General features: G+C 52.0%; 18 protein-coding genes and 1 pseudogene. 4 read left to right on the forward strand and 15 right to left on the reverse strand.

Annotated elements, in window-relative coordinates; genetic code table 11:
- Positions 1-218 precede the first annotated feature (218 nt).
- From BLP63_RS04165 to BLP63_RS04175, 3 genes are read right to left on the reverse strand one after another with little or no spacing between them, the layout of a single operon-like run.
- Positions 219-1,559, reverse strand: coding sequence for an ABC transporter permease (locus BLP63_RS04165; protein WP_092589639.1), 1,341 nt, complete (start codon positions 1,557-1,559; stop codon positions 219-221).
- Positions 1,552-4,077: a COG1361 S-layer family protein gene (locus BLP63_RS04170; protein WP_139159773.1), complete on the reverse strand. Its 2,526-nt coding sequence runs from the start codon at positions 4,075-4,077 to the stop codon at positions 1,552-1,554. Before BLP63_RS04170 ends, BLP63_RS04165 begins: the two co-directional genes overlap by 8 nt.
- Positions 4,070-4,783 (reverse strand): ABC transporter ATP-binding protein, encoded by a 714-nt coding sequence (locus BLP63_RS04175; RefSeq protein ID WP_092589641.1) that lies wholly within the window; start codon positions 4,781-4,783, stop codon positions 4,070-4,072. The genes BLP63_RS04170 and BLP63_RS04175 overlap by 8 nt, the downstream gene beginning before the upstream one ends.
- A gap of 284 nt (positions 4,784-5,067) precedes the next feature.
- On the opposite strand from BLP63_RS04175, the gene BLP63_RS04180 reads away from it, so the two are divergent.
- Complete coding sequence (locus tag BLP63_RS04180) at positions 5,068-6,324, forward strand: DNA polymerase Y family protein (protein WP_092589642.1); 1,257 nt, start codon at positions 5,068-5,070, stop codon at positions 6,322-6,324.
- 95 nt (positions 6,325-6,419) lie between these two features.
- On the opposite strand, the gene BLP63_RS04185 is transcribed toward BLP63_RS04180, so the two are convergent.
- The 4 genes from BLP63_RS04185 to BLP63_RS04200 form a co-directional block, all read right to left on the reverse strand.
- Entirely contained in the window at positions 6,420-6,944 is a 525-nt protein-coding gene (locus BLP63_RS04185) for a hypothetical protein (protein WP_092589643.1), read from the reverse strand.
- 91 nt (positions 6,945-7,035) lie between these two features.
- The gene (locus tag BLP63_RS04190) at positions 7,036-7,302 is read right to left on the reverse strand and encodes a hypothetical protein (protein ID WP_092589644.1); all 267 of its coding nucleotides are present in this window, start codon (positions 7,300-7,302) and stop codon (positions 7,036-7,038) included.
- A gap of 84 nt (positions 7,303-7,386) precedes the next feature.
- Positions 7,387-9,258 carry an ATP-binding protein gene (locus BLP63_RS04195; RefSeq protein WP_170829281.1) on the reverse strand — a complete coding sequence of 624 codons (1,872 nt, stop codon included), beginning with the start codon at positions 9,256-9,258 and terminating at the stop codon, positions 7,387-7,389.
- Positions 9,255-10,550 (reverse strand): metallophosphoesterase family protein, encoded by a 1,296-nt coding sequence (locus tag BLP63_RS04200; RefSeq protein ID WP_170829282.1) that lies wholly within the window; start codon positions 10,548-10,550, stop codon positions 9,255-9,257. The genes BLP63_RS04195 and BLP63_RS04200 overlap by 4 nt, the downstream gene beginning before the upstream one ends.
- A 240-nt stretch (positions 10,551-10,790) precedes the next feature.
- Here BLP63_RS04200 and BLP63_RS04205 point away from each other — a divergent pair, with 240 nt between their 5' ends.
- The 3 genes from BLP63_RS04205 (at position 10,791) to BLP63_RS16665 (ending at position 14,214) form a co-directional block, all read left to right on the forward strand.
- On the forward strand, positions 10,791-12,602 hold the full coding sequence (locus tag BLP63_RS04205; protein WP_092589647.1) for a hypothetical protein: 1,812 nt from the start codon (positions 10,791-10,793) through the stop codon (positions 12,600-12,602).
- Positions 12,603-12,630: 28 nt separating this feature from the next.
- A complete protein-coding gene (rsgA, locus tag BLP63_RS04210) occupies positions 12,631-13,713 on the forward strand; it encodes a ribosome small subunit-dependent GTPase A (RefSeq protein WP_170829283.1) in 1,083 nt (360 codons plus the stop codon).
- 207 nt (positions 13,714-13,920) lie between these two features.
- Positions 13,921-14,214 (forward strand): hypothetical protein, encoded by a 294-nt coding sequence (locus BLP63_RS16665; protein WP_139159774.1) that lies wholly within the window; start codon positions 13,921-13,923, stop codon positions 14,212-14,214.
- Positions 14,215-15,048: 834 nt separating this feature from the next.
- Here the strand turns inward: BLP63_RS16665 and BLP63_RS04215 are convergent.
- The 8 genes and pseudogenes from BLP63_RS04215 to BLP63_RS04250 all read right to left on the reverse strand — a co-directional run bounded on the left by BLP63_RS04215 (position 15,049) and on the right by BLP63_RS04250 (position 26,285).
- Positions 15,049-16,119 carry a flavodoxin family protein gene (locus tag BLP63_RS04215; protein ID WP_092589649.1) on the reverse strand — a complete coding sequence of 357 codons (1,071 nt, stop codon included), beginning with the start codon at positions 16,117-16,119 and terminating at the stop codon, positions 15,049-15,051.
- Positions 16,086-17,384 (reverse strand): lactate/malate family dehydrogenase, encoded by a 1,299-nt coding sequence (locus BLP63_RS04220; RefSeq protein WP_092589650.1) that lies wholly within the window; start codon positions 17,382-17,384, stop codon positions 16,086-16,088. The genes BLP63_RS04215 and BLP63_RS04220 overlap by 34 nt, the downstream gene beginning before the upstream one ends.
- Positions 17,381-22,273 (reverse strand): nucleotidyl transferase family protein, encoded by a 4,893-nt coding sequence (locus tag BLP63_RS04225; protein ID WP_092589651.1) that lies wholly within the window; start codon positions 22,271-22,273, stop codon positions 17,381-17,383. Before BLP63_RS04225 ends, BLP63_RS04220 begins: the two co-directional genes overlap by 4 nt.
- Before the next feature lie 126 nt (positions 22,274-22,399).
- Positions 22,400-22,690, reverse strand: a pseudogene (locus BLP63_RS17165) (glutaredoxin domain-containing protein); the annotation flags it as partial.
- Between the two features lie 212 nt (positions 22,691-22,902).
- Positions 22,903-24,765, reverse strand: coding sequence for an aldehyde ferredoxin oxidoreductase family protein (locus BLP63_RS04235; protein ID WP_170829284.1), 1,863 nt, complete (start codon positions 24,763-24,765; stop codon positions 22,903-22,905).
- Positions 24,766-24,778: 13 nt separating this feature from the next.
- The gene (locus BLP63_RS04240; RefSeq protein ID WP_092589654.1) at positions 24,779-25,192 is read right to left on the reverse strand and encodes a 4Fe-4S dicluster domain-containing protein; all 414 of its coding nucleotides are present in this window, start codon (positions 25,190-25,192) and stop codon (positions 24,779-24,781) included.
- A gap of 103 nt (positions 25,193-25,295) precedes the next feature.
- A complete protein-coding gene (locus BLP63_RS04245) occupies positions 25,296-25,568 on the reverse strand; it encodes a MoaD/ThiS family protein (protein ID WP_170829285.1) in 273 nt (90 codons plus the stop codon).
- Between the two features lie 204 nt (positions 25,569-25,772).
- A complete protein-coding gene (locus tag BLP63_RS04250) occupies positions 25,773-26,285 on the reverse strand; it encodes an SOUL family heme-binding protein (RefSeq protein ID WP_092589656.1) in 513 nt (170 codons plus the stop codon).
- Between the last annotated feature and the right edge of the window lie 16 nt (positions 26,286-26,301).

A 26,301-nucleotide genomic window follows, 5' to 3' on the forward strand; every position in this document is an offset into this window, starting at 1 on the left:
CGTAATTTACACCTCACGCTGCCAGACGTGCACCTCGCTCCGCCTCGAACCACGCTTCGCGTGATTAAAGGCTGCGCTTCGGTCACGGGCTGCGCCCTATACAAATAAAAGCAGCTCCGCACAACTGAGAGCAAGCTCTCAGCTGACGGTGCTGCTTCTATTTGTGCACGTCTGTTAGCTTTCGCGGATGTTAGCTTTCGCGGACGTTTGCCTTTGCGTCATTCATTACGTATTGCCTCTAACGCACTCAGCTTCATCGCCCTCAGCGCCGGATAAAACCCGGCCGCTATGCCCACAACCGTGGCAAAAATCAGGGCCGCCCCGCTGAGCCACAGCGGAATAAAAGAAATTCCGCCGGTGGTTTCGCCCCAGCCAATATTGAACAGGCTCACCCCTACAGAGTTCACCAGCCAGGAAATTGAGTAGCTCAACACGAGCCCTAAAAGCCCCCCAAAGAAGCCAATCATGCCCGCCTCAAACAGAAACAGCCGCTTGATCACCGGCAGCTCCGCCCCCAGCACCTTCATGACGCCAATCTCCCGGGTTCGTTCGTAAATCGACATGACCATGGTATTCGTGATTCCCAGTGCCGCGACAAACAGCGACACGGCACCTATCCCGCCCAGCACTGCCCGAATCCCGGCTGTCGTCTGCTTCATGGACTCCAGGATATCTGAAAGGCTCCAGGCCTGCAGCCCCATATCCTTGATCTGCTGCTGCACTTCCTGGATCTTGTTCAGGTCATTGACCTTCACCTTGAGCTGACCATATTTGTCCGCATTTGGGTCTGGCCTGACGCGGCCACCGCCGCCTCCGCCACCGCCATTATTCCCGGACATCCTCGCCAGTTCTTCCTTCAGCTTGGTCAGCTGCGCTATATCCATATAGACCGTCCAGTCCCGCTCGTTGTTGCTCTGAGCCAGAAGCCCAGCCGTCTGAACCTTCACGCCCCGTGGTCGCTGAGTGATATCCGCGTTATCCGGCAGCGCCAGAAGCCGCACCGTCATCAAATCTACCTGAGGCGGCCCCGTATACACCCGGGACTTCGGATCATAAAACGAATCCTTTACACCACTTCCAAAGAGCAGCTCATACTTCCCGCTTCCATCCGGCAAAGACCCCTCCGCCAACTGAAAATCGAAGAAATCCGCCTTGCTCATGTCAATACCGTTGAGATTCAGATACGTGAAATAGCGCCCGGCATTCAGCTGCATGCTCTGATACATGATGGGCATCACCGCGTCTACGCCAGGCAGCCCCTCAATGAGCGCGACCGTCTCATCATTGAGCTTCAGCGCTTCCCCGCCACCCGGACCACCCGGTCCCGGCGCCGGCATCCCCGGCTCCACATAGCCCCAGTTCGGACTGACATCAATAATATTGAGGCTCCCCATGTTCTTGAGCTGCTCCTCAAAATTCCGGTTCATTCCTATGCCCAGAGACATCATCACCACGATGGAAGCCGTACCAATGACCACCCCCAGGACCGTCAGGATTGTCCGGGTCTTGCGGCGCAGCAGGTTCTTCATGCCCATGGAAATTAAATCCGCACTATTCATCGTCCTCCACCGCCTCAAGCGCAGCCTTGCGCTTTTTCTCCGCCCTGCGCTTCCAGAGCATCACACCGCCCATCAAAGCGGTCATAGCGCCCAGCACAGCCAGAATCATCAGCTTGGAGCCTGGCCCAGGAACCGGACCGCCTTCACCCGGATAACCCTCACCTGGCACCTCTTCTCCCGGAAAACCTTCTCCCGGTATTCCCATAGGATCTCCCATGACATTGACGGAAAACGGCTTCTCAATCCGCCCGGCCTCACCGTTGGCATCCTCGTACTCGAACACCACCATGCCAGCCGCCTGGCCCTCTGCCATAGGGATCAGCGTCGTATCAAAATAGTCGCTGCGTCCAGCCTCAAAGTTGCCCACATAATAATTGGAGCCCTGGATCTGGAGCTCCCCCTCCACCTCGACCTTGACCATCATATTATACAAAGTCGACTTCCCGAGGTTGTAAAACTCAAACGAAAGCGGAATCGGATTATTCACGTAAGCTTCCCACGGAATCCCAATCTCAGACGTCTCCAGCCGCACCGGCTGAATCACCGGAATGCTCACGACCTCTTCCTCCTTGTAAGGGTTGTTCTGATCGTCATACGCATTGCCCGCGCTGTCCTCATACTCAAAGGTCACCGTCAGTCCGTACGCCTTCACCGAAGCGTCATTTTTCACCCGCATCCTGACGACCTTGGTCATAGATTCCTTACGACCCATAGCTTCAATAAAGAATGAGCTCGCCATGTCCATAGGCGAAAACACGCCCTCCTCAGGCTTCAGCGTCACCTTGATGTTGCGGATGCCTTCCACAGAGCTGGTATTGTAAAGCTCCAGCTCCAGGTCAAACTCCGAGCCTGCCAGCACCGTATCCCCGCCAAAGCCATAGTCCCGGATGATGATCTTAGGCCGGCCCGAAACGCCGTCACCGCCGCCGTCCTCTGACCCCACAACCGAAATCCCGGCGTATTCCCGGACCTGCAGCTGCTCCGCGCTTCCAACACTGCTGTACTTCACCACGGCATAAAGATCATAGAAATTCGTCGCGGCTTTCTCCCGGGCCTGGAACGTAAACGTCAGCGTCTCCGACGCCCCCGGCTCAATCACCCTGAAGGTTCTCCGCGGCGACGTCTTTGGCACGACCGCCTCACCCGGATACTCCATGGACACCTCCACCAGCTCCGCCGCGGACCGCCCCTCATTCTTCACCTCAAAGGACACCGAGAAAATCCCGCCAGCGCTCACCGCCCGCGGCCGCGCCAGGTTCAGCACCTTCATGTCCAGCGCGCTGAGCTCATCCCCCTCAATGGGCACATAAATCTTCGACGTCGTCGTATACGCCTTGCCATCCATGTCAATGTACGTCATCTCCGCCGTCAGCTCATGGGTCCCGCTCTTCGCCCCGGTCGGCGCCAGAATATTGAACGTCACCACGGATGTCCGCTTCCCGCCAATAATCCCCACGAACTTCGTCTCCATGTCCCCGTCGAGCCTCAGGTTCGACGCGTCAAAGCCCGTCAATTTGATCCGAACATCACCTGCATCAATCGTCCCCGCGTTCTCCAGCACCAGCCCAATCTGGTCCTTGACCCCCGCGGCCACTTTATCCCCCATAAACCTGTAACTTGTTATGCCGATGGTTGGCTCCACATTCGCCGCCTTCACACGCACATAGTAGACCAGGCTGTCATCCGTATGCGGCTTGTCGTCAGAATCCTTGTACTGAAGCTGGAGCTTGATGGCATAGATGCGCGTCTGCGCCGTAGGCGACACCACGACGTCAAACCGCGCCACCTCCGTATCCTCCGAGCACAGCCGGTCAATCGTATCATGGGTGACGCTCTGGTCCAGCTTAAACGGCGTGGCCCCGGGCTCCGCAAAAGTCACGATCACCTGCTTCGCGTCGTCCTCCGAAATGTTGGTCAGCGGAATTTCCAGCGTCCCCTTGGAGCCTGAAAGCATCAGCGGCGTCGACGCCCCGTCCTTCACCCGGATGACCGGCTGATACACCTGCGGCTCCGGCTCAGGCCGCTCTTCCACCACCCGGATGCCCGGCACCACAATGGTTTCCTCCACGGTGCCCTCGCTGGTTCGGATCACTATCGGCAGCGCCCCTTCACCGTTGCCCTTGTACTCAAGGTCGATCCTGTAATAGACGTAATCCTCCCGGGCTGCTTCTGCAATCCCCAGCCCAGAGAGCGTTGCTGCCGATGGTGACGTAACCCGCTTCATCCCCGCAAGGCCATCCAGCGGGCTGAAGGTACTGAGTGACGACGTGCTGAGCCCCACCCCCTCATAATCCGCGCCGGCCTTCAGGGCAAGCACCAGGGCAAAGTCCGTCCCCGTCCGGATCGAAGTCACTTTAGAGGAGAGGGACGTGTTAAAAGTTCCAACCTTCGCAATATAGGGCCCCGTCACCCCGGTCACTTCAGCCGCGGCAGCGGGAAGCGCCGCCCCCGTCACCAGCATGACCACCATCAGGCCAATGGCCAGGAGTCGGCTCAGCGCCAACGATTGATTAAGCATGGACATATTCCTTCACTTCTCCCCTCATGATTTCAATCGATTCAACGTTGCCATCCCGGATGTGGACAACCTTGTCCGCGAAGGCGGCGACCTCTGGGTCATGGGTGACAATCACCAAGGTCTGCTCATTCTGCCGGGCCATCCCCAGCATGATCTCCATCACTGACTCCGAGGTTTTCGTATCTAAATTCCCCGTAGGCTCATCCGCAAAAATGATATCCGGCGAGCCCACGAACGCCCGGGCGATTCCCACCCGTTGCTGCTGCCCGCCGCTCATCTGATTGGGCTTATGGGCAATATACTTTTCGAGTCCAACCTTCGTCAAAATGTCCATGGCCATCTCTTCCCGGTCCCCTTTGGGCACCCGGCGAAACATCAGCGGCATCATGACATTTTCCAGCGCATTCAGGGCGGCAATCAGGTTGTAGGACTGGAAGACGAAGCCCACATTCTTCTGCCTGAAACGGGCCAGCTCCGCCTCATTCATGGCGCTGATCCGGTGGCCCTCTATATCAATGGTGCCCTTGGTAGGCTTCTCAAGGCCCGCCATCATATTCAGCAGCGTCGATTTGCCGGAACCCGAGGTGCCAAGAATGCAGCACACCTCACCTTTTTCAATTTCAAGGTCAATCCGGTCCAGGGCGACGACTTTCTCGCTGCCCAGACGATATACTTTTCTGAGCCCTTTGACTTCTATTGCGGCCAATAGGATCCCCCCTTCTTATATAAAACGTCTAATAGAATATACCCACGTGAATAAGTTAACAATATTATCTTTTGTTAACAATTTAATTCAATACCTTAGTTCAATACCTTAGTTCAATACCTTAGTTCACTTTTCACCATGAGAGCTTAGACGCCTGCCGTTCATGGTTGGTTCCCTTTTATGTTAAAAAACCATCGGGGATATTTTTATTTTATTCAAGTTGATTTAGAACATTTGTTCTGTTAAACTGTAAGTGAAAAGACAATAAGAAAGGAGGGCGTCTCATGTCTGCTTCGCGCATCGTCTTTCACGTCGACGTCAACTCCGCCTATTTATCCTGGGAGGCAGCCTACAGGCTTCAGATGGGAGACACTCTGGACCTCAGGAGCATCCCGTCCGCGGTGGGCGGCGACGTCACCAAACGCCGCGGGATCATCCTCGCCAAATCAATCCCGGCCAAGGCCTACAACATACAGACCGGCGAAAGCGTGGGCGCCGCGTTGCTCAAGTGCCCAAGCCTCGTCCTCGTCCGCCCGACCTACGGGCTCTACATACGCTGCCACCGGGCCATGCTGGCACTTCTGAGGGAATACTCACCCCGGGTTCAGGTCTTCTCCATTGATGAATGCTTCCTGGAAATGACGGATGTGCGTCTGGGGGGCAGAAGTCCGGTGGAGGTGGCCCACGAAATCCGAAACAGAATTCGCACGGAGCTGGGCTTCACCGTCAACATTGGAATTTCCATCAACAAACTGCTGGCCAAGGTGGCCTCAGACTTTCGAAAGCCGGACCAGGTCCACACGCTTTACCCGGAGGAGATCGAGGAAAAAATGTGGCCGCTCCCGGTAGGGGACCTGTTCATGGTGGGCCGGGCCACCAGGGAAAAGCTCGACCGCATGGGCATCCGCACTATTGGGGAGCTGGCGCGGTTCGACCGGACCCTGCTGCGGATCCGGTTCAAAAAGCACGGCGACGTGATCTGGAGCTACGCCAACGGCATAGACAGCGCCGGCATGCTGGAATCGGAACATGACGGAGTCAAGGGGATTGGCAACTCCACCACCATTCCTTTCGACGTGGACGATCCCAAAATTGCCCGGCTCTATCTGCTGTCCCTGTCGGAAATGGTGGGCATGCGCCTCAGGGACAAGGGGCTCACCTATGGCCTCGTCTCCGTCTCGATCCGGCATTCAGACTTCGAGCATTTCTCACACCAAAAGAAACTGCTCTACCGCAGCGACTCCACGGACGACTTGTACCGGGAGGCCTGCAGCCTCTTTGACGCGCTTTGGACCGGAGTGCCTCTCCGCCACGTCGGCGTGCGGATCAGCGACCTTTCGCCCAAAACGGCACAGCAGCTGTCTTTTTTCGACCACCCAAGGGCTCTCGCCCGCAGCGCCCTGGACAAGACCATTGACGACCTGCGCCTCAAGTACGGCAACAGCGTCATCCAGCGGGGCTCCTTCCTCCACACCGGGGTTCAGCCGGTCATGGGCGGGGTTGGCGACGAGGACTATCCTATGATGCGCTCGGCGCTTTAACGCCGCTTATATCCACTTAAAAAAATGGCAAGACGGTCTGATTCCAAGCCGCCTTGCCATTTTCATGCTTTATTAAGATGCTGTTCCTTCAAACTCTATTCTTTCAAGGCCTCTTCCTTCAAAAGCTCTTCTTCGACTCTGAACTCCTTGAACAAATTCCCAAAGGCCTCGCGCATGTACTGATTCATTGTGTTTTCGTCAAAGCTGGCGCCGCCATGCACCTTACCTATACGCCTGGTTTGAGCCTTTTTTTCGCCAGCGACGACATAACCCAGAATAGTTGACTCCACCATGTCATCTACGTCATCATACTTGCCCACCTTGACCTCAATAAACTTGTCACGGCGTGTAAAGCGAATGAAGTTTTCCCGGATGGAGAACCGGACAATAGTGTCGCCTTCAGGACCTTCAAGACCCACCTCGCCATCTGAGACCGCCAAAACCTCTTCAAGGTCGGCGGCGAGGCGTTCGAAATAGTCGAGAATGAGCTGCTCCGCTTCGTCAATTTGCTGAACCCGAGTCATTTCATGACGATACTTCGAAATATCCTCTGAATAGTGCTCCTTGAGCTTCTTGGTCAATTCTTCGCGAAAGTTATAGTGAAAATGATGGATGCTCATTGGTCGGACCCCCTCCCACGGATTTGTTGTTCCTTATATACCCTGATATACCCAGAGATCCCCCATAGAAGGCATATTTTTTTCCGCGGGACTAAATTTTAAACAAAATCCACTTGCAGGCCTCAATGTCGTACTTGAGCTCGAAAACGCGCTCCACCCCTTCAATTTCACTCTGGCAGCGGTAAAGAACCATGGGATGTCCCGCCAGTTTTTCGCGCTCGACGCAGAGCACCTGCTCCACCTTCACAGTCACGCGCCGCTGATTTTCTTCCTCCATGCGAAATCTGACTGGCCGGATAGCGCCTCCAGCCTCCTCAAAATAAGCAATCATTTCGACGGGCTTCGCTACTATTTTCACAGGTATCACCTTCTTTCAAGCAGGGTCTTTATACTTACAGCATACAGAACATTTGTTCTGATGTCAAGCCCCCTGTTTTCCCTTTTAGATGCGACCTGCCTCACCGCGACTTTCCTCACCCATCCGGATCAGGTTCGACCCAAGACCCGCCGGAAGGTCATCCCGGCATGTGAAATACAGCACCTGGCGGCGTTTTGAAATGGTTTCGAGCAGCGCGTCGAAGCCCGCCCGGCGAATCCTGTCAAAATTGACCGCCACGTCATCCAAAAATAGCGGCCAGCGGCCCTCAGGATCAAGCGCATCCACCAGCCCCAGCTTTAAGGCCAGGTATACCTGCTCCTGCGTTCCGCGGCTGAGGCGCTCATCCACAGCCTTCAGGCCTTCGGGGCCCTCCACCAGATACCTGCCCGGCGCCTCCTCTCTCGCCAGCAAAGCCGTATAGCGGTTATCCGTCAACTTTTTCAGGTAAACGGAAGCCCCCTCCAGAAAACCATAGCGACGCTGGGACTTAAAGGTTTGATCTGCTGAAGTGACAATCAAGCTTTCAAGAAGCAGTTTATTCCATTCGGAGACGCATTGGGACTGACGACGCTCCAGCCCAAGGATTTCCCGTTCCAAATCTTCAATTTCCGCTTCGATCTCATGCCGCTTTGATTTTAACTCAAGGGCTAAATGTTGGTTTTCAAGAGCGGCAAGCTCAAGTCTGGCTTTCATTGCAAAGCTCTGAGCCTCCTCCAGCGGCTGATCCGGCAGCCACGCGCTAAAGCAGGCGTAATCCGCGTCCGCATTCAAACGGGCTCTAAGTACCGCTTCTTTTTCCCTGAGCTCCAGCAGCGCAAGACTCTCCTCTACAGCAAGGGGGCCCTGAAAAGGGAGTTCATCAATAAACTGGGTCTCCGCCAGCGCCATTTCATGACGCTGGCCCTCCAGCATGGCGGCCTCCTTTTTCTCCTGATATCCCTTCCAGGCCAGGAACGTCCCAATAGCTACCCCCGCAAATGCGACGGGCACAAATTCAAGAACGGCGCCCACAGCGAACGCCACCAACAGCGTCGTCACTGCCGCGAAGCTATACGTCACCGCAGACTTCTTAGCTCTGTTTTCAGGCTCTACCACTGCCTCAAGCCGCTGTCTGACGTTCTCGTAGGCTTCAAAGGCCTCACGGTCAGGTAAAATGGCGTCGTCATGCGCCTCCAGCTTTTGCACGTACCATTCCACTTCCCTAACCAGTGCGATCAGATCCGGCCGCCGCTGTATATGATCCGCGCGGCTCTGCCAAAGCAGGGCTTCAGTCTCTGCCGCCTCTAATCTGACCTTCAGCGCCGAGATCTGGTGGTCCAGGTCCGCCTCCGCTTCCAGGGCCGCAGCCGCCGTAAGCCTTTGTTCGCGTATAGTCCGGAGGGCCGACAGGATGGCCTTCAGCTCGTAGTTTCCCCTGCCATTCTCCCTATAAATCGCAGTCATTTCAGCGGAGAGCTGATCCAGCACCTCCGAAGGCAGCGCCATACCCGTCGAAGCGAGATGACCCACCAGACGGCTTTCAATGCTTTCCCAGTCCTGGCGCCTGAGCTCGGTCAGCTCATCCACCCCTATGGAAAACAGGGAGGCGAAGACCTCAGGCTCAACACCCTCAAACGCTGCCCCGTTTCCAATGTTCACGGCTTCCGACGTCGTTTCCTGGATGCGCTGGCCGTTCGCTTTCTTACCAAAAGCCCTCAGGATTCTCACCGGTCCGCTTTCCGAAGAAAACCGGGCCTCCACCCGAGCCTGCTCAGAATCCACGCGACGGTCCTGGGCCGACCTGAAGCCCACAAGCGCAATTTCCGCCGCCCGTTTCAGACTCGACTTTCCCGCTTCATTAGGCCCAACGAGCAAATTCAGTCCAGGCCTGAACGCAAACGTCCTGGCCTCGTCATAACCGCCAATGCCCTCAAGTGTCAGTTCGATCAAGTTCAAGACCGTCCACCTCCCCCATACCGCTGACCGCCCATCCAGCGAGGCCACAAGTCATGCAGCGCCGCCTGAAGCACCTGGGCGTGATCCTCATTTTCCTCATGCCCGTCCCCTTCGCCCTCATATTCAAACCCAAGGGCCCGCTGGGCGTACACAGACCAAACCGCCCCCATGAATTCAGGATTTTCCAGGCACCTGCTGAGGTGCGCCGCGAAGGTATCTCCTGTCCGCTGCAGCTCCAGCACCCGCTCGGGCACCATATCAAAGCGCAGCTCGACTTCCGCAGCTTCCACCGCATTTCCAATCCGGTCCCTCAGCGTCTCCTGATCATGCCGCAGCGCTGTCAGAATCTTGTCATTCACACCGTTGATGCTGAGCCGCAGCATCAATTGCCCTGCCCGGTTTTTAAGCACAGCCTGAAGCGCTTCATTGAGCTGCTCCAGAGACCACTCCGGCGTCACGTCCAGCGCTACTGTCCTCCACTCCAGCGGCGAAAGCGTCAGAAACGTGCTGGTCTGCCCGCCGTGTCCAAGACGGTGGAGCCAGGCCCCCCGGCTTCCCGTCTCCTTATGGCTCAGCCCCGTCAAACTGCCGGCGTAATAGGCCGGCAGATCCGCCCCGTCAATTTTATAGGGCACATGGACATGCCCGAGACAAATCAGATCATAACCCAACCGTCTCAAATCCGACTTTGAGCATGGAAAATACAGGTCTTCAGGCTTCAGACCCGGCGGCAGTCCCAAACTTTCCCCGCTTTGTCCCCCATCCGGCTGAAGCGTCCCCCCCTGTACAGAACCGTGGAGCAGGCCGATGGTCACAACCCCTTCCACCTTCACCGGATAAGTCTTCAGCCGGTTCTCCATCAATCCTTTTTCTTCATGACCGGATCCTACAATCTTGTAGGGGCTTCCATCCCGTGCCGTCAACCCAACCGTTCTGACCGGGCCGTCAAAAATATGCACGCCGTAAGCATGCAGAAGCTGGTCCAAACCCTGACTCTCCAAATAACACTTGGGATCATGGTTTCCCGTCATCCAGGCGATCTCGACACCAGCCTCCTTAAGCTCTGAAAGCGCCTGCTCCAGAAGGCTCCTGGTTTTCAGGCTGACCCGCCGTTCTCCATCCAGAACATCTCCCGCCCAGACAAAGAGATCCACCTGACGGTTAACCGCAGTTTCCACGGCAGCCCTTAGCGCCTGTTCACGGCTTTCATCCAGAAGGCGCCTGCGTTCAGGTCTGTTAAGATAATAGGCATCATCAAAATGACAATCCCCAAGGTGCAAAATTTGAACCATACGAGCCCCTCCAAAATATTTTATTTCAAAGTACACTAAAAATGCGACCTTCATAAAAACAGCTTTTCATTCACAGTGTAGCAAAATTTTTCCGTTATTGCAGCAGCCCAGTGTCCGTGATTTGAGGCAATATAGAACAAAGCCCCGAATTGTCCAAGTACGGCCTTATCAGTACAGGTTATTTGTTATATAATGTACAAAAGACCTATCTCTGAAAATTTACTTTGAGAGGTGACGTTCATGAGCGAAGCATATATGGAACAGTTTGACATAAAGGAAATTTTTGAGCAAAACTCGAGACAGCGCATTCTGATGGGAACGCCAAAGCAATCTCCCGGAGAGGCCGTCGTCATCAACCGCTTTTATAAGGACCAGACCTTTGATGACAGCCTATATTCGCTTTTAAAACGTGCCCTTAAAAACATTATACATATTGAAAGCACACAAAACGAACTTATTCTGGTAACTTCATATCCTGAGGGCGCCCCGCTCTCAAAGCTGATCGACTCTCCACGGCTTATGCCCAGCGACCGCCTCAGACTTGCAGAGCTATACCTGGATCAAGTGTCTGCCTATGAAGTCCTGCCTCCGGCAATTCAAGGACTTCTGATAGACCTCAGCCAGTTTGTCGTTCAGGATACGGGTCTTGAGCCCAAAGAACTGATTGTACTGGATCGATCTTTTGATGACGCCATGGAATCACGCGCTGTCAGCAAGAAGCTTTCGGGCGCGATAGGCCTGATCCTGAAACCAGACGAAACCGCTTACGAAGAATTTGAGTCAGACGGGATTCGCAACCTGATGGCCGGGCTTTCAGTAGGTGCTATTTCAACGCTGGCCGCAGCCAGAGGGACCTTCGCCGGACTTATGGCCTCAAGCGAGCGCATGGGCGGTACGAATAACCCACCGAGCTCCAGGGTGTCATCAACACCGGGATCAGATCCTACAACTGCCGGGGAAACTGCCGCTGCAGCAGGCATAGGCGCAGCAGCGGGTATAGGCGCAGCTGCCGGGGTTGCGGCAACAAGCGCAGCTGCAGGCAAGAATGCGACTGACGCCGGACTTGGGGCTGGCGCCGGACTTGGGGCTGACGCCGGACTTGGAACTGGCACTGGACTCAGACCTGATGCGGGGAGCAATGTAAACGGCGACACTCGAGCCATTGAACTCGATAATCTCTTCGTCACCGAAGAACCTGCAAAACGCTCGAGCCAACCCAAAAAGAAACCTGTCAAGAAAAGGCAGTTTAAATGGCTCGCCTGGATTCTGCTGATCGCAGTCGCTGCCCTTGTCCTATTTGGGCTCTTTAACATTCTGACGGGGCTATTCACAAGAAAAGCACCGGTTGCCCGCTTTGAGACTATGGAGGACAATGGCACTTACCATTTCATCAACAAAAGCACGGTTTCCGGCTCGGACAATAAGCTCACCCAGATCTCATGGCGTATCGACAAAGACGGCACTGAACTGTTGTCATCGGACGAATTTGATTTAACCGTTTCCTTCAAGAATGGCGGCAAATACAAAATCACGCTTTTAGTCAAGGACCGCTACCGCTGGAGCAATGCCTACAGCCAGGTGGTCGAGCATTCTCTTCCTGAAGGAGAAGTCCCCCTCGCGCCAGGTGAAGAGCTGGGCGTCCTCACGGGGTCAGATGATCCTTTAAGCGGCATTGAGGCCTCAAATATCAGCAGCAACATCAGCTATGACAACAAAGCTGCCCGCACCGGAACCTCCTCCCTCAAACTGGACATGACCACCTCAGACCAGGCGCAGATCACTTTGGATAACCTCGCTGTCAACCGTTCGACAGCGCTGTCTTTCTGGATGAAGTCCAGTACGACAGATCGCATTGTACTGACTGTTTTTGGCTATGATGACAACGGCCTTAAATTTACAAAAAAAATGACACTGATGCCAAAGTCCACCTCCAATTGGGAGATGGTCACACTTCAGTCCAACTACGACGACATTACATCCATGAAGCTTCAGTTCAGTTCGCCAGGGACTATTGTCTGGCTGGATAATTTTGAGCTGGCGGCTTACAAGTGATGCTCTGAGAACTATGGAGGTCTTAATATTGAATCAGACATCAATGACATTTTATATGGACAACCGCCTGAAAAGTGAATGGCTCCGCACCTTTGGAGACACGCTTGAACCCGCCAGGGTTACCGCTTCTTACGGCCGCGCCTGGCGAGTCGTCAGCGCCAAAGGAGAGATGCAGGCGGATTTGACTGGCCGGTTTCGCCATAATGCCTTAACCCCTTCTGATTTTCCAGTCACCGGAGATTATGTGGGCCTCAAATTTTCAGAGGATCAAACCCTCGCACTGATCGACGGCTTGATTGAGCGTCGCAGCGCCCTGATCCGAAAAGCTGCGGGAACCGCCTTTGTGGAACAGGTCGTCGCCGCGAATTTTGACTATGTACTAATCGCTATGCCCGTTGAAGCCAATATGAGGTTGAATACCATTGAGCGTTACTTGAGCGCTGCTTGGGACAGCGGCGGAGTTCCGGTCATTCTTCTGACCAAGCGGGATCTTTGCCCTGAATGGGAAACCGTGGTCAGTGACCTGAAAGTCCGGCTTCATGGTGTCGATATTGTGGCTATAAGCGCACTTCAGGGTGAGGGTCTTGAAGCCCTCTCTCCATGGCTTTATCCAGGCTGTACCCTTGCGCTCATTGGTGCCTCTGGTGTCGGAAAATCATCGCTCGTAAACGCGCTGACCCATCAAGCCACCATGAAGGTCAATGAGGTTCGCAGCGGAGACGGCAAGGGTCGGCATACGACAACCCACCGCGAACTCATTCAGCTTCCAGGGGGCGCTTATTTGCTCGATACGCCTGGAATGAGAGAGTTTGGCTTATGGCGTACCGAGGGCAGCGGTCTCGAGAATACTTTCGAAGAAATAGAAGTATTGGCAGAGCATTGTCGTTTCAAAGATTGCCGTCATATTGATGAACCTGGCTGCGCTGTCCTAAAAGCCATTGCCAGCCACCAGCTGGACCAAAGGGTCCTGGACCACTATTTGAAACTGCAGCGCGAAGCCAAATATATTGAAAGCAAGACGGATCCACAGGTCAGAAATGAAATAAGGAATAAATGGAAAACCATCCACAAGCAGCTGCGTCAAGACCCCTACCTGACTCGAAAAAAATAAGCATTCCCTTTTCTTTTCGTTTCAATGCTATAATTTTTACATCCAAGTCTTACCCACACAAAAAATAGCTAAAGGCACGTTCCCATGTTGCTTAACGGAGCGTGCCTTTAACTTTTCATTTCAATTTCCAAATTCATAGTTCCTTTACGATTGATTTTTACCACTCGAGTGTTGTTGCTTTTGCTCACCGACTTACCTAGTGGGTTGATGAAGCGTCAACCACTGCAAATTGCATTTACTTCGCTTAATAAATCTTTGTTGCAAAATCAAAATACCTTAACTTTTAACTGTCAACACCATTTTGTTTCAAACAATTGCTTTTTTAGACCTTATTCAATTGTTTTTGTTGCTTGTGTTGCTTTTGTTGCTTTTGTTGCTTTTGTTGCTTGTGTTGCTTGTGTTGCTCAATTTTACTTGAAGCATGCTTCCAATTTTTCCGGTATTGCCAATACAGTGACTTTACTCATAATACTGGTAGTGCCAGGAAAAACTTATTACTGATATAAATGGTAAAGCTAATTGATTAAAAACTTGTATTGATGTGTTGATGTGTTGATGTGTTGCATATTGCTGGTAGTGCTCAGTACTTCAAGTACCTTGTAGCAGATGTTGCTTTCAATGCATTTGTTGATTTGTTTCTTGTATTACTTATATTGATTGTGTTGCGGTGTTACTTTTGTTGCTTGTGTTGCTTGTACTGCTTGTGTTGCTTGTATTGCTTGTATTGCTGATTGGCGTTGACATTAATTCTGGTGTTGCCTGTAAACCTTAATTCATTGTGTTGCTCATGTTGCTTTGTGTTACTTGCGTTGCTTGTGTTGCTTGTGTTGCTTGTGTTGATGTGCACTTCGCAGAGTCACTCGTCACATCAACGTGCCGTTTAGGCTGCCGAATCGCCAACCATCATTACAGGTTGAAGCGTCGGATCGGAAAAGACGAATGGCCACTTTGAATCAAACTTGATACTTCAACATTTGTTTTTGGTGGAACCACCTCTTTCCTTTATTCGGTGAGCTTCAAAAATACGAAAAAATTAAGATGATTCAATTACACTTCTGGTGAACTTAACGCCTTTTTACGGGGTTTCAAGTACACTTGCAAGTAACTGATCTCTTAACTTTTTGTATGGCCCTATTATATCACAATATTCAGATAATTCAAGCACAGAAACTGGAATTTTTGAATATTATGTTAACTAAAATATGTCTTTTAACGCTATATGTGCTCTAATAGCAGTGTTTGAGCAGGTGACCATCGGCAAATTTTTTTGAATTTTGATCAGTAAAAAAGAAAGCCGGTGTCAGAGGCATTTCTGCCTTAATCACCAGCTTCCCATTATTCCTGCAGCTGCAGCCCAATATGTCCTGCAAACGCCTCAATCCTCGCGTCGATCCCTCGATTCCTGAGCACACTCAGCGGTTCATTGGCAATTTCAATCAGGGCAAAATACGGCGGCAGCATAAAGCCCTTGTTGAGGCAAAGACCATCAATCAGTTGCATGGCAACGCTGTCACCGCCGGAATTCGCAGAAACGACAATGCCATAAATGCGCTTTTGATCCAGCCTGACTGTTCTGTATATTCCGGACATCCGGTTGATCGTGGCCATGAGGACGGCGCTGATCGTGTCATTGTAATTTGGACACACCCATAAAATTGCGTCCGTCTCCTCAATGGACGCGAAAATTTGAGTGAACTTGTCGCCGCTGTAAAAGCAGGCTTTATTCTCGGCAAAAGACATACAAGTGTGGAAGGTGCAGCCCCGGCAATCCCGGATTGTCCCATCCTCAAGGCGAATTTCTTCGACTTTTAGCCGGTCTCCCAGATAGCCTTCAAGTCGCTGAATAACTTTGTGCGTCAGCATGAGCGTGTTAGACGTTCTGATATCACTGTTGTGAAGCACCATGAGCTTGAGTCGGCTTGGTTTATCAATTCTCGCTTGGCTCAGCCTGTACCCCAGATCTTTACAGAGCCTTTCAAGGATTTCAGGCCGTGTTCCAGCGGTATGCTTTTGCCAGGTTTTCAGGTTGATTTCCTCCGGAAGCGCTTCGACAAGGGGCTTTCCAATAAAGGCAAGGCCCAGCTGATTCAGGTTGAAGATCGCCAGCTTTGCAAAAGTCTTGCTGAAAAGCTCCGTTGAGGCATTGATCAGCAGGGCCGCATGAGCGCCCTCAAAATTTGGTTTGGATTGTGACAAGGCTTTAAGATAAGTCAGAAATTCAAAATCACTTCCAATCTCGTCCAGTTCCACTGCAAAAAGAAGCTTTCGACCTTTGTAGTCAGCCGGCCACGTTTCGCTTCCGGTAACTATTTGCGGCTCACAGTCCGCGCCGGATATGACGTCTGAAATCATCCGTCGCAGCTTTTCAGTTTTTAGTCCAGGGCTGATGACTGTAAGAATCTCCATTGATTTTCCAGCTCCTCATATGCAGCCGTAATTCGGCGGACTAATTTGGGATCCATAGATTTCCGCTCGACTTCCAGGCCATAAGGTGTCAGCCTGTTCCGGCAGCCAAAATAGACGCCGCCAATACTGACGCAGCTGTAGTGCCACTGACCTTCAATGGCATCCAGGATAGACAGCGCCCCAGACGCCAGAGCAGGCGCAATATAAGGTTTGAAACCCAATTCCCTGATCTCGAGGTTAGCTTCTACTGTCATCTTGGTCAGCTTTTCTGACAGCTTTTGGTCGTACTGTCCCCTCAGGGCATCATTCGCCACCACGAGGCCCTTGCCATGTGGCCCATACGCTCTGCCATGTTCGAAGCTGACGTCAAGGGCTCTGGCGAAATAACGGGCCCGTCCATACATGACACCAAGACCAAACCCCATGACCTGTTCCGGCCTTAATCCCTTTTGATCAAAGACGCCCTGCTCGTTTCGGTTGGAACTGTCATACGCGCGTCTCGACAGCAGATCCACCGGATCTGAAACGACCGCAAATAAACCCCTGAATTTTTTCTCTCTGGCCATACGGGCGTATTCATCCACAATTCGTGAGTTTCCCTCGTACTGGACAATTCGGACGTCCCCAGTGGTAACGGACAGCGGCGGAATGCCAGCCGTAGCTGTGAAGGCGAAGACGTCGCAGTCCATGAGTTCGTCGTGCTTCAAGCCGCGAACCTTAGGAAAGTTGTCTCCGGAGCCTCTGGCAATCTGACCGAGCTCTATGACCCAGCGCTGAATCCTCTTTTCATCGAGATCATAAAGCCCAATCTCTTCAATACTCTTTTCTCCCTGAAGCAGAAGACCTATTGCCAGGGTGCTTCCAACGTCACCCAAACCCATGATATTCACTTTAGCGGGTCTCGCAAGCGGCAGCCGGCCTATGGTTTCCCTCCAGCCAGGCGCATCTATGTTGATGAAAAAGGCTTTTAAGGATCTCAAGGCCTGAATGAGGTGCACCGGCAGATAGGCTTCAAGCTCCGAGACTATACTTCGTCCACGCTTGTGATCCACAAGGTACGCCAGATTTTCCTTGGCCTCCATGGCGTCACTGTCATCTACAAAACGGGTCAGCACCTTGGCGTGGGTGCCTGTGCGCACTGCGTAATACAGCGCGTGGATGTCGCCAAAATCGTCATCCGGTTCCGGAAATATTCTATTTTTTTCAAGATCACGGATACTTTGCTCACTTAATATCAAACAGTCCTCATAACGATACAGTCTCACCTTTTATCCACCACCAGCATTTTTTTGAGTTTTCTTAGCGTTTCAAGATCCAGATCCAGATACTCGCTGACTTTTCGGTTGACATCATAGCGGATGTCATCCCCTTTATCCGGAAATCTTGGATAAACGAAAACTTCCCCGAGCCTCGAGAAAGTCAGGAGCCGGTCATTCTCCCTCTGATATTCCTCTTCTATGGCCATAAGAATTTCTTTGCTGTTTTCAATCGCGATTTCTGACAGATAATAGATGCTGGCAATACTGGCGCCTTTTATAAAGCTTGGCGACGCATATGGCAGGATCAGGTTGACAGAAGGGATCATATTACGCTCAGGCGCGTCCGCTTTCCAGACCGCGTCTCCGCCTATAAACGGATACATCTTGCCCTCGTTGAACCAGACGCGAATTCTTGGGATAAAGTAAGCCGTCTCAACATCAATGTTTTTGGATTCCATCAGCGCTTTTCCCCGTCCTGAAAGAACGCCCACAAAGATCTTCCGGATCTTAACATTATGGCGCCGCATCACCGGCTCAATTTCCTTGATTCGGTAGCCTTTGTCCAGAATATCGTCCACCATCATTACCGGCCGGTTAAAGGACTTCAGCATATTGGTCTGATTGTCCAGATCCAAATAATAAGGATAAGCTTCAATTCTGTAAGCTTCGAGGGATGAATTAAAATATTTTTCTACGTGTATGGCCTTAGTGACCGTATTCGGCATGATCCACCGTTTCAGAATGTCACCGAACGGGACGCACATATAGTCACCCAGCTGTCTTGGGACCACAGGTGTCGTAGGGACCTGGTTCTCGTCACAGATCTTCTTGATGAGGCTTTCATAAATCATAGACCGATCAAAACTCAGAACGAGGTGTCCAGGATAGAGCGAAGCCATAGCCCGCTGCAGGCGCTTTCTGGCCTTTAAAATGGCTGCTGTGACTTTCTCAGAATTTTTGTAAGGATCTTTAATCAGGGATTTGATGTCGAGGTTCAGCGTACAAGGAGAGGACATATCGACGGAATAGACCACTTCATCAGGTTCTTCACTGTCAAGAGGCCGGAAGCCTTGAAGCTCCAGAATCTCAACCATATCGGGATCAATCTGCCCGCCGACCACATCCCTGAAGAGGGCGTGCGTATAGTCCTTGGCAAGACAAAATGCCAGCGTCTCCGTCAGGAGCATCTGCTTTGGATTCCGGTGCATCCGGTTTTCTGTAGCATAGATGCCGTCAATGACAATCAGCCGTCCCATACACTCGTCACGAATAGTGTTCATCAATCTCTCACTGCTGAACTCTGTATAAATATTCGCGGAACGGAGCCAGTGGAAACAGGAGAAGCCCACCAGCGGCACGTCGCTTTCCACGCCGCGGACGATCAGCATTCTGAAGTCTGTGAGCTTGGACGTTTCTCTGATCTGCTGAACAAAGTGCTCCGGTTCTTCACCTGCATATTCAGCCAGACAGCGCAGCAGCGCATCATCCGGCGCTGTGACAATCTCGACATTGAGGGACTTGGTCGTCATGGTCTCCTTAAACTGCGGCTCCCGTTGATAGAGCCCCTTTTCGTAAATATATCTGTGGGCGAGAGGATCCACGAGCTCAGAGACATCCCTGTTGTCATCAATATAATTCCGAATCTGGGTTGAGCTGATGAGCTCGAATTGAGGCGGCAGCGAAAGCACAATACTGTTTTCCGGAAGTCCGGTCATTCGCTCCTTCAGGATCACATCCTCACCCTCACCGCCGTCGATTCTGCGGTCGAAGACAATATGAGGAAATGTCGTAACGCCGGACTCAGCGTTACTGATCTTATAAGCCGAAGCGTTATGAATGACGTCGCTGCCCACGACAATATAGACTTCTGATGGCGCGAACAAGTTGCGGATAAATTCCAGGTCTGGTGAATACGCAATATTGATGGCGTGATCTCTCGGAAAAGTAAAAATCTCCAGTTCGTCTGCCACCGACATTTTAATGATCTCCCGGCGAATCAGATTTGGCTGCGTTCGCTTTGACCAGGAAAATTCGTCGACTGCCAAATACACATCAAAGCCCATATTGCGTATATCTCTGGAAATTTGCTTGTGACTCAGGGAAAACGGGTCAAAGGAGCCCGGGAAAAACGCCACGCGATCCTTGACCGGGATATCAATGCGCCCTTCGATGTGCTCATATTCAGAAATGAAATTGTAAATATGCTTCAGGCCTGAGGAATTGTTCAAAAAGATCAATTCTGTTGTTTCGTCCGTGTTGTGCTGAAGGTTCAGTATTTTCTTAATGGCCATTTTAAACATCAGAAGCTTATCCTCTGACAGCATCCCGCGGTCACCAAAAATGTCCTTGCCTATAACACCCATAGAGGCTTCCGTAACGCTCGGTATGAAGCTGACCAGGCCATTGAGCAGAATCCCAAGCATGGTGTAGAGCCGCTCCCTGTATATTTCGTCCGACTCCGCGTAGACCACTTTATAGAGGCCATAATTTCGTATCATGACACCTACGGTCTTGGCGATCAGCATGCCTATCTGAGCGTTCGAGCGTTTCATTTTGTCCCTGAAGTCGTCCAGGATCTCATCCAGTTCTTTGGGCTTGACGCTGAGGATAATCTTGCCCAAATATTCCGGTATATACCTGGTGAATTGATAGCTTTCCATTTCAAGGGCACGCAGAAGCTCTATGACAATGTCATTGCGCTGTTCAAACGTCAGATCGTTAATCAGCCGGATCAGCCCGACCCCGGCTGTATTGCGCACGGATTCAAAAGCGCTGACCTTCAGCAGATTGCTGAAGTGCATGGCGGTATAAAACGCCTCAGAACGTTTAATCTGTGTCGCGTAGTCCAGCAGCATGTGAATCTGGTATTTCTTGATAATGTCGTGGGTTGCTGTCTTCAGGTTGCTGAGGAAAACGTCCGAAACTTCTCCGCCGCCTTCACGGAAAATACGGTGAATGAATTCCAGGCGGTTCCCTTCTCCAATAGTCTCAAGAATCCGCACCCGCGCATACCGCTCTGCAATGTGCATTTCGTCCTCTTCCATAGCCTTCAGGCGCTCGACAAGGAAGGCTCTGTCAGGCACAAGCTCCGGTGTTTGGAACAAGTCCGACAATACGTTCATGGCGTTGATTCTCAAAATCAGGTTGTCCGATTTAAGCGCATCAGAAATAATCTCGCGCATCAGGTGCGTGCTGGTATCCTCCATGCTTTCAACCGGCAGGGCCCGGAAGGAGTTCAGCATGTATTGGCGCTTCTCCGCGTCTTTCGCGTAGTGGTCATAAACTTCAAACAGGATTCGGATGCTCGCCTGCCGCTTTTCAAGGTTCGTTTGAGCCGTAAAATAGCTGCGAAGCATGTTTTGAATACTGTAGGCAATCCAGCCCCGGTGTTTTCCAATAATCTTCTGCTCCGGCTCAAGCATCCTGTGGAGGTAACGCCTGAACATCTCTACACTTTCCTCTTCGTGGCTCTCTACAACCGCGCTGGGTGGCAGTTCCTTGCGGATAGCTTCATCCAAATTGGCAATCAGAACCCCCATCAGGAAAGCACACTGCTTGCGTACATCCTCTTCTGAAGAGGTCAGCTTGCTGTAAAGGAAGTTGACAACAATCTGCTTTTGTTTGATGGTCAGGTAGGTATTGTAGTCCTCCAGGATGTCGATATACCCTCTCAGATCGTTGGCGTTTTCAAGGCCCCTCGCGCTTTCCAGCATCCGGTTGAGCGTCGTTTCATCCCTGAGCCTGTGCATGAGCAGGATGTTGTGCTCTATGGACGTAAATTTTGCATGGGTCACCAGCGCGTCCCCTTGAATCAGCGAGTAATGGACGCGTTTGCGTTTGTAAGGTTTGCTAAAGTCATCCACTTCATCCGGATCTGTTGAAACACCGAGATGATGCATATAATCCTCAAAGTCCAAAAGTTTGTTATACACTTTTTTATAGCGATTTTCCTTCGCTTCATCCACGTTGTCCAGCTTGTCCAGAATGACCTGGAAGGAATCCTGAAGCGTGAAAAAGCTCATTTGGCCCTCATCATTCGACTTTACCCTGAAATCGCAGTAGATCAGAACCAGGGATTCCAGAGAAAGATTCTCAACCTCAAGATCCCAGGTGGAGTGGTTGATGGCAACGTTGCGGATATACGTAATGCCCCGCTCCTCAAACCATCTTCCGGTATAGTAGTAGTGGTAATAGGCGACCCGCCTGATCTCATCCCCGCGGCAGCCGTACTTGCCCACGTCGTGACCAGCGGCGGCGCCGGAAACCCGGCCCAGGTCAATAGGCACTTTGGCGTATTTCAGCTGACGGGCAATTTTAACCGCCAGGTGATGGACCCCGCAGACGTGGTCCAGCGTTGTATAGCCAGTCAACGCCTGATTCAGCTTCATCATTTCATAGACGAAATCACCTTCATAAAACTTCTTAAAACGCAGGTACTCGAACGGATCCTCAAGCTCAGAGATTTCTCTTTCCGTCAGAAACCGAATGGGATAGAGCGATTCCCAGGTCCCGTCCCTTGAGTCCTTCTGTTCTTCGGACATAATCATGAGCGCCATCAGATAAAGCCGCGCGACAGCGTTCAGCTTAGGGGTTTCAATGCGGGTTACCGTTCCCGGGAACGACAAATTAATGCTGTAGTCGTGACAATAGGCAAGCATATCCTCGATCCACTCATCCCCGGCAAGCCGCTCCAGCAGCGGTTTCATGAGATTATACACTTCCTTGGCGCCGTAAGTTTTTTGCCGGATCAAATGACTCAGACGCGCCTCAAACACAGGGGCGTTCAGCGCCTTTTCCAGGTATGTCATATCCAGGAGGGAAAGTGACTCGTCGTTTTTGGGAGCCATCATCAGCTTCATGCGCTCAAGCAAAGCTTTGACAATCATATCGACCATGGGGGGACCACCCTTTCAGCAGTGACATCTCTTTTTATCTTACCACAAACATGACCAAAAAACGCACTTCAGCAGGCTTAACTCACCTCCGGAAAGTGCGTTTTTATCTTAGACCGCGAAAAGCTTTTAAGTTTCCACAAAGAATTGATTCTCACAGCTCTTGCATGTAATTTTGAGCTTACCTTTATTTTTGGGAACGCGAAGCTTAATACCGCAGCTTGGACAGCGCTGAATTTGAAAATCCACCAGCGCCTCAATCTTTTGAGGATCCAGTCCAACGACAATATCTTCTCCAATTTTAAACGCCGGCACACCTCTGAGCCCCAGCTTCGTAAACTCGGCCTGGGCTGCCGGATCTGTGTTGACATCCTTTTCCGTGTAAGGATAGCCTTTTTGCGAAAGATACTCCTTCGCAGTTTTGCAATGAGGTCACGTTTTCGTTGTGTAAACAGTGATGTTCTTCATTATGTAAACCTCCTGATTCTTGAAATTCAATCTGAATAATATTATACCCTCGTTGACCAGAGGCAAAACGCTTAAAAAATTGGGGCCGATGGTCACCCTTTCCCAGCAACCTCCGCCCCCAACACGCTTTCCAAACATTCACCCTTACCGTCTTTCTCAAGGCCCTACAATTTAAGTTGTCGGAACACGTCACCCATGCCCAGTTTCTCAAAAGTCTCTCTGGTCGGAATCGCCTTCTCAGGATCAAATCCGCAGGCTTCATAGAACCTGTCGAGGGCGGTCTCCATATCCACAACCCGCCCCGCAGGCGGCCCCGCCTTTGCTGGCTCCTGCATAAACCGCTTAGGCAGCTTGTCATCCACGCGCCTGAAGCCTCGTTCGTAGTTCAGGGCGCGCTCCAGGGCAATAACCCTCTCGGCTTTTCTCAACAGCTCCAGCTTGTCAGTTTCAATGCCCGTGACGGCGGAATAAAGGCCCGCCATGGTCGTTGGATGCATCTCTGTATTGATGACATTGAAATCGCAAATGCCAATCAAGTTGGTAACGACAAAATATTCTTTGACGGCTTTGAGCCAGACTTTGGATTCGTTGTCATCAAAAGGGTTTTTTGGCTCGTGGATGTCGAGGTCCGGGAAGATGTAACCAAAACCGTCAATGGTGGCAGCGTAAGGCCTCATGTGGCAAGCGCCGCGCTCCGATGTTCCAAACGCAATGCTCATGGACGAGGAGCCCCTTGGATCCGTCGCGGATATTTCCATGCCCTTGACCGTCATGGCGAATTTCTCTGCTTCCTGGCCTATGCGCTTGACGGCGTGCCAGGAACCATCGGCAAACAAATCTCCGCTTATGCCTTCCCGGAGGCCCATGCGCCGGACGAGCTCCGCCATAGCCTCGCCGTTTCCGAACTTCAGCTCGAGACCGTCCGTTTCCTTCTCCCCTATGACGCCTTCCTCAAAGAGCTCCATAGCCGCCGAAACCGTTGCCCCTGCAGAAATCGTATCTATGCCATAGAGCGTCGCGTAATAATTCGCCATGGCTATGGATGGATAATCATTAACCCCGCAGCGCGGACCAAAGGCCGCAATAGTCTCGTACTCGAGCTCGCCCACCTCCACTTCGCCCATGGTCACATACTTGTGGCAGCCCAGCTGACAAGCGTAGCAAGCCCTGCGCCGGACGGTGAATTTTTCAGTGTCGTTCCAGAGGTTATGGGGCATCAGCGGATCCATGCCCTCAAACACGTTGGACTGGAAATTGCGCGTTGGCATCAGGCCGTACTCGTTGACACCGCCGAGCCATGCCGGTGTGCCGTAACCGTGGACCGGGCCCCAGGTATAGACTTCGGAGCGCAGCTCCTGAATGGCTGTCTTGTTGAATTCGAGAAACGTGTCTTTATCCGCGACTTCCACGGCGCCACTTCCACGAACCGCGATCGCTTTAAGCCGCTTGTGGCCCATGACCGCTCCAGCGCCGCCACGGCCGGCAAAGCAGTCGTCGCTGAAAATGCAGGCCAGCTTTGAAAGCAGCTCGCCCGCCTGTCCAATGCAACTGATTTTGAAGTCGGCCCCCAACGCCTCTTTGAGCTTTTCCGTGGTTTCTCTGGTGTCGAGTCCCCAGAGGTGGTCCGCCGGTCTCAGCTCAACTTTGTCGTCATCTATGAACAAGTAGACCGGGTCCTTCGCGACGTCTGTGAAGATGACGCTGTCATAGCCCGCGAATTTGAGCTCTGCCCCAAAGTGGCTGCCCATGTTCGCGGCACCTATCGTGTTGGTCAGCGGTGACATAAAAACAACTGAGGTTCTGGAAGCAGAGGGTGTTGGCGTCCCCGTCAGCGGTCCTGTATTGAAGCTTAAAATATTTTCCGAACTGAAAACTTCAGCGTCATGAAGCATTTCATCCCAAAGCAGCGCGATGCCATAGCCTTCGCCGCCCAGATACTGCTTTATGTAAGTTTGATTAAGCGGTTCTTTGTTGATCCTGCCTGTGGACAGGTCTACCCGCAGAACACAATTTTTGTAGCCTTTCACCTTCAGCACCCCCCTACCAGCTCAGCGCTTGACGCGGACAAATCGCAACGCATTCAGGAATCCCGCCGCATAAGTCGCACTTGATCGCACGAACCTGGTCTGCGACGTCAGCCATTCGGATCGCGTGGATTGGACATGCCTCAACACAGGCCCCGCAGCCTGTGCAGGTGTCAAGAATGGCGACGGCCCCGGTAAACCCGTCCTTTTGAATGGCCTCCACCGGACAGACTGCGGCACATGGCATGTCAATGCATTGCTGGCATATGGTCTGTGCAAACTTTCCGGGCGCCTTGCCCTCGGTGATTTTGACACCCGTTGCGTTTGGGTTGACGACGCCGTAGTGTTTCAGGGAGCAGACGGCCTCACAGGCCCGGCAGCCCTGACAAGCTCTGGCGTTGGTCAGTACTTTTACAACACCTGGAATCACTTGACCATGACCTCCTTTTATAGGTTGAGAGTATCATAAACTGATTTGATTGTGACGGAAGCGAATGGTACTTAGTGCTATAGGCCTTAGCCGCCAATAGGCCTTAGCCGCCACCCCCAAGTGGCAGAACCAATACCTGATCGCCATCTTTAAGAATCGTCGTCCTGTCCCTGAGCTTCCCCCCTATGCTAACCGCGACCCAGCTTTTGTTGACTGGCAGCTCGAGAAGCGCCAGCAAATCCCGAACCGTACTGGAGGGTTCGAGCTCGATAACCTTTTCCCTATAGCCAAGACTTGCGGCAATGTACCCAGAAAATTTGACTTCTACTCTTATGCCTCTCACCCCTTTCGCATACAAAAAAACAACAAAGTCCACCCACCTCAGTGCCAAAATAGCACTGAAGAGAATGGACTCCTTTGCCACAGCAGGCAGACAAATTACTTTGTCTGCCCATTGGTCTGAAGAGCCTCTGGGAAGGTCCCGCAGACTCGGAGCTTATAGGTTTGTGTTCAGTTCAATTAATACCCTCAGAATAGATTTGCTAACAAGTTTAACAAACTGCTGCGCAGGTATGCTGGTCTATTCCATTTTAATCTGATACATCAATTCATTACGCCGCAATACAGCAGGGGTAAATGGCGGATTGTATCTGGCTATGGTCAGTTCAGAAGTGATCTGCCAGCCGTGAAGCCGGATCCAGTCCTCAAGCTGTTTTTGCCGCTCTCTGAACCGCGCCTCGCTCCAACTGCCTGAAAACCTGATCACCGCAAAAGTGCCGCCAACGCGTTCCTTTATGCTGACATTAGGATCCTTGGGCACTGGCAGCGTCTCAAGCGTATACTGAGAAGGCATGACAAAGGCTGTTGCAAAATAATCCTCCCCTTGACGGTTGATGACAGGGGCGGTCATGGAAATTTTTTGTTCTCCCTGATTTTGTCCGCTGATGTAGTTGAAAATGTCCTGAAAACCCATGTTCAAATCACTGCCTCGAGGTCTTACGACCTCAGCCACAATCATGGCTTTGTACTTTCTAAGTTCCAGTGAGCCTTCTGAGAGGATCACTTCGTAGTCCGGTTTTTCAATCCATGCCATGGAAAATCACGCCTTT

It is taken from the genome of Acidaminobacter hydrogenoformans DSM 2784, from assembly GCF_900103005.1.
In the GTDB taxonomy this organism is placed as follows: domain Bacteria; phylum Bacillota; class Clostridia; order Peptostreptococcales; family Acidaminobacteraceae; genus Acidaminobacter; species Acidaminobacter hydrogenoformans.

Excerpts from the sequence above, each read along its gene's own strand:
- BLP63_RS04215 (WP_092589649.1), bottom strand. The coding sequence starts at position 16,119 with ATGGAGATTCTTACAGTCATCAGCCCTGGACTAAAAACTGAAAAGCTG.
- BLP63_RS04250 (WP_092589656.1), bottom strand. The coding sequence starts at position 26,285 with ATGGCATGGATTGAAAAACCGGACTACGAAGTGATCCTCTCAGAAGGC.
- BLP63_RS04200 (WP_170829282.1), bottom strand. The coding sequence starts at position 10,550 with ATGGTTCAAATTTTGCACCTTGGGGATTGTCATTTTGATGATGCCTAT.
- BLP63_RS04165 (WP_092589639.1), bottom strand. The coding sequence starts at position 1,559 with ATGAATAGTGCGGATTTAATTTCCATGGGCATGAAGAACCTGCTGCGC.
- BLP63_RS04170 (WP_139159773.1), bottom strand. The coding sequence starts at position 4,077 with ATGCTTAATCAATCGTTGGCGCTGAGCCGACTCCTGGCCATTGGCCTG.
- BLP63_RS16665 (WP_139159774.1), top strand. The coding sequence starts at position 13,921 with ATGAAGCGTCAACCACTGCAAATTGCATTTACTTCGCTTAATAAATCT.
- BLP63_RS04185 (WP_092589643.1), bottom strand. The coding sequence starts at position 6,944 with ATGAGCATCCATCATTTTCACTATAACTTTCGCGAAGAATTGACCAAG.
- BLP63_RS04225 (WP_092589651.1), bottom strand. The coding sequence starts at position 22,273 with ATGGTCGATATGATTGTCAAAGCTTTGCTTGAGCGCATGAAGCTGATG.
- BLP63_RS04180 (WP_092589642.1), top strand. The coding sequence starts at position 5,068 with ATGTCTGCTTCGCGCATCGTCTTTCACGTCGACGTCAACTCCGCCTAT.
- BLP63_RS04205 (WP_092589647.1), top strand. The coding sequence starts at position 10,791 with ATGAGCGAAGCATATATGGAACAGTTTGACATAAAGGAAATTTTTGAG.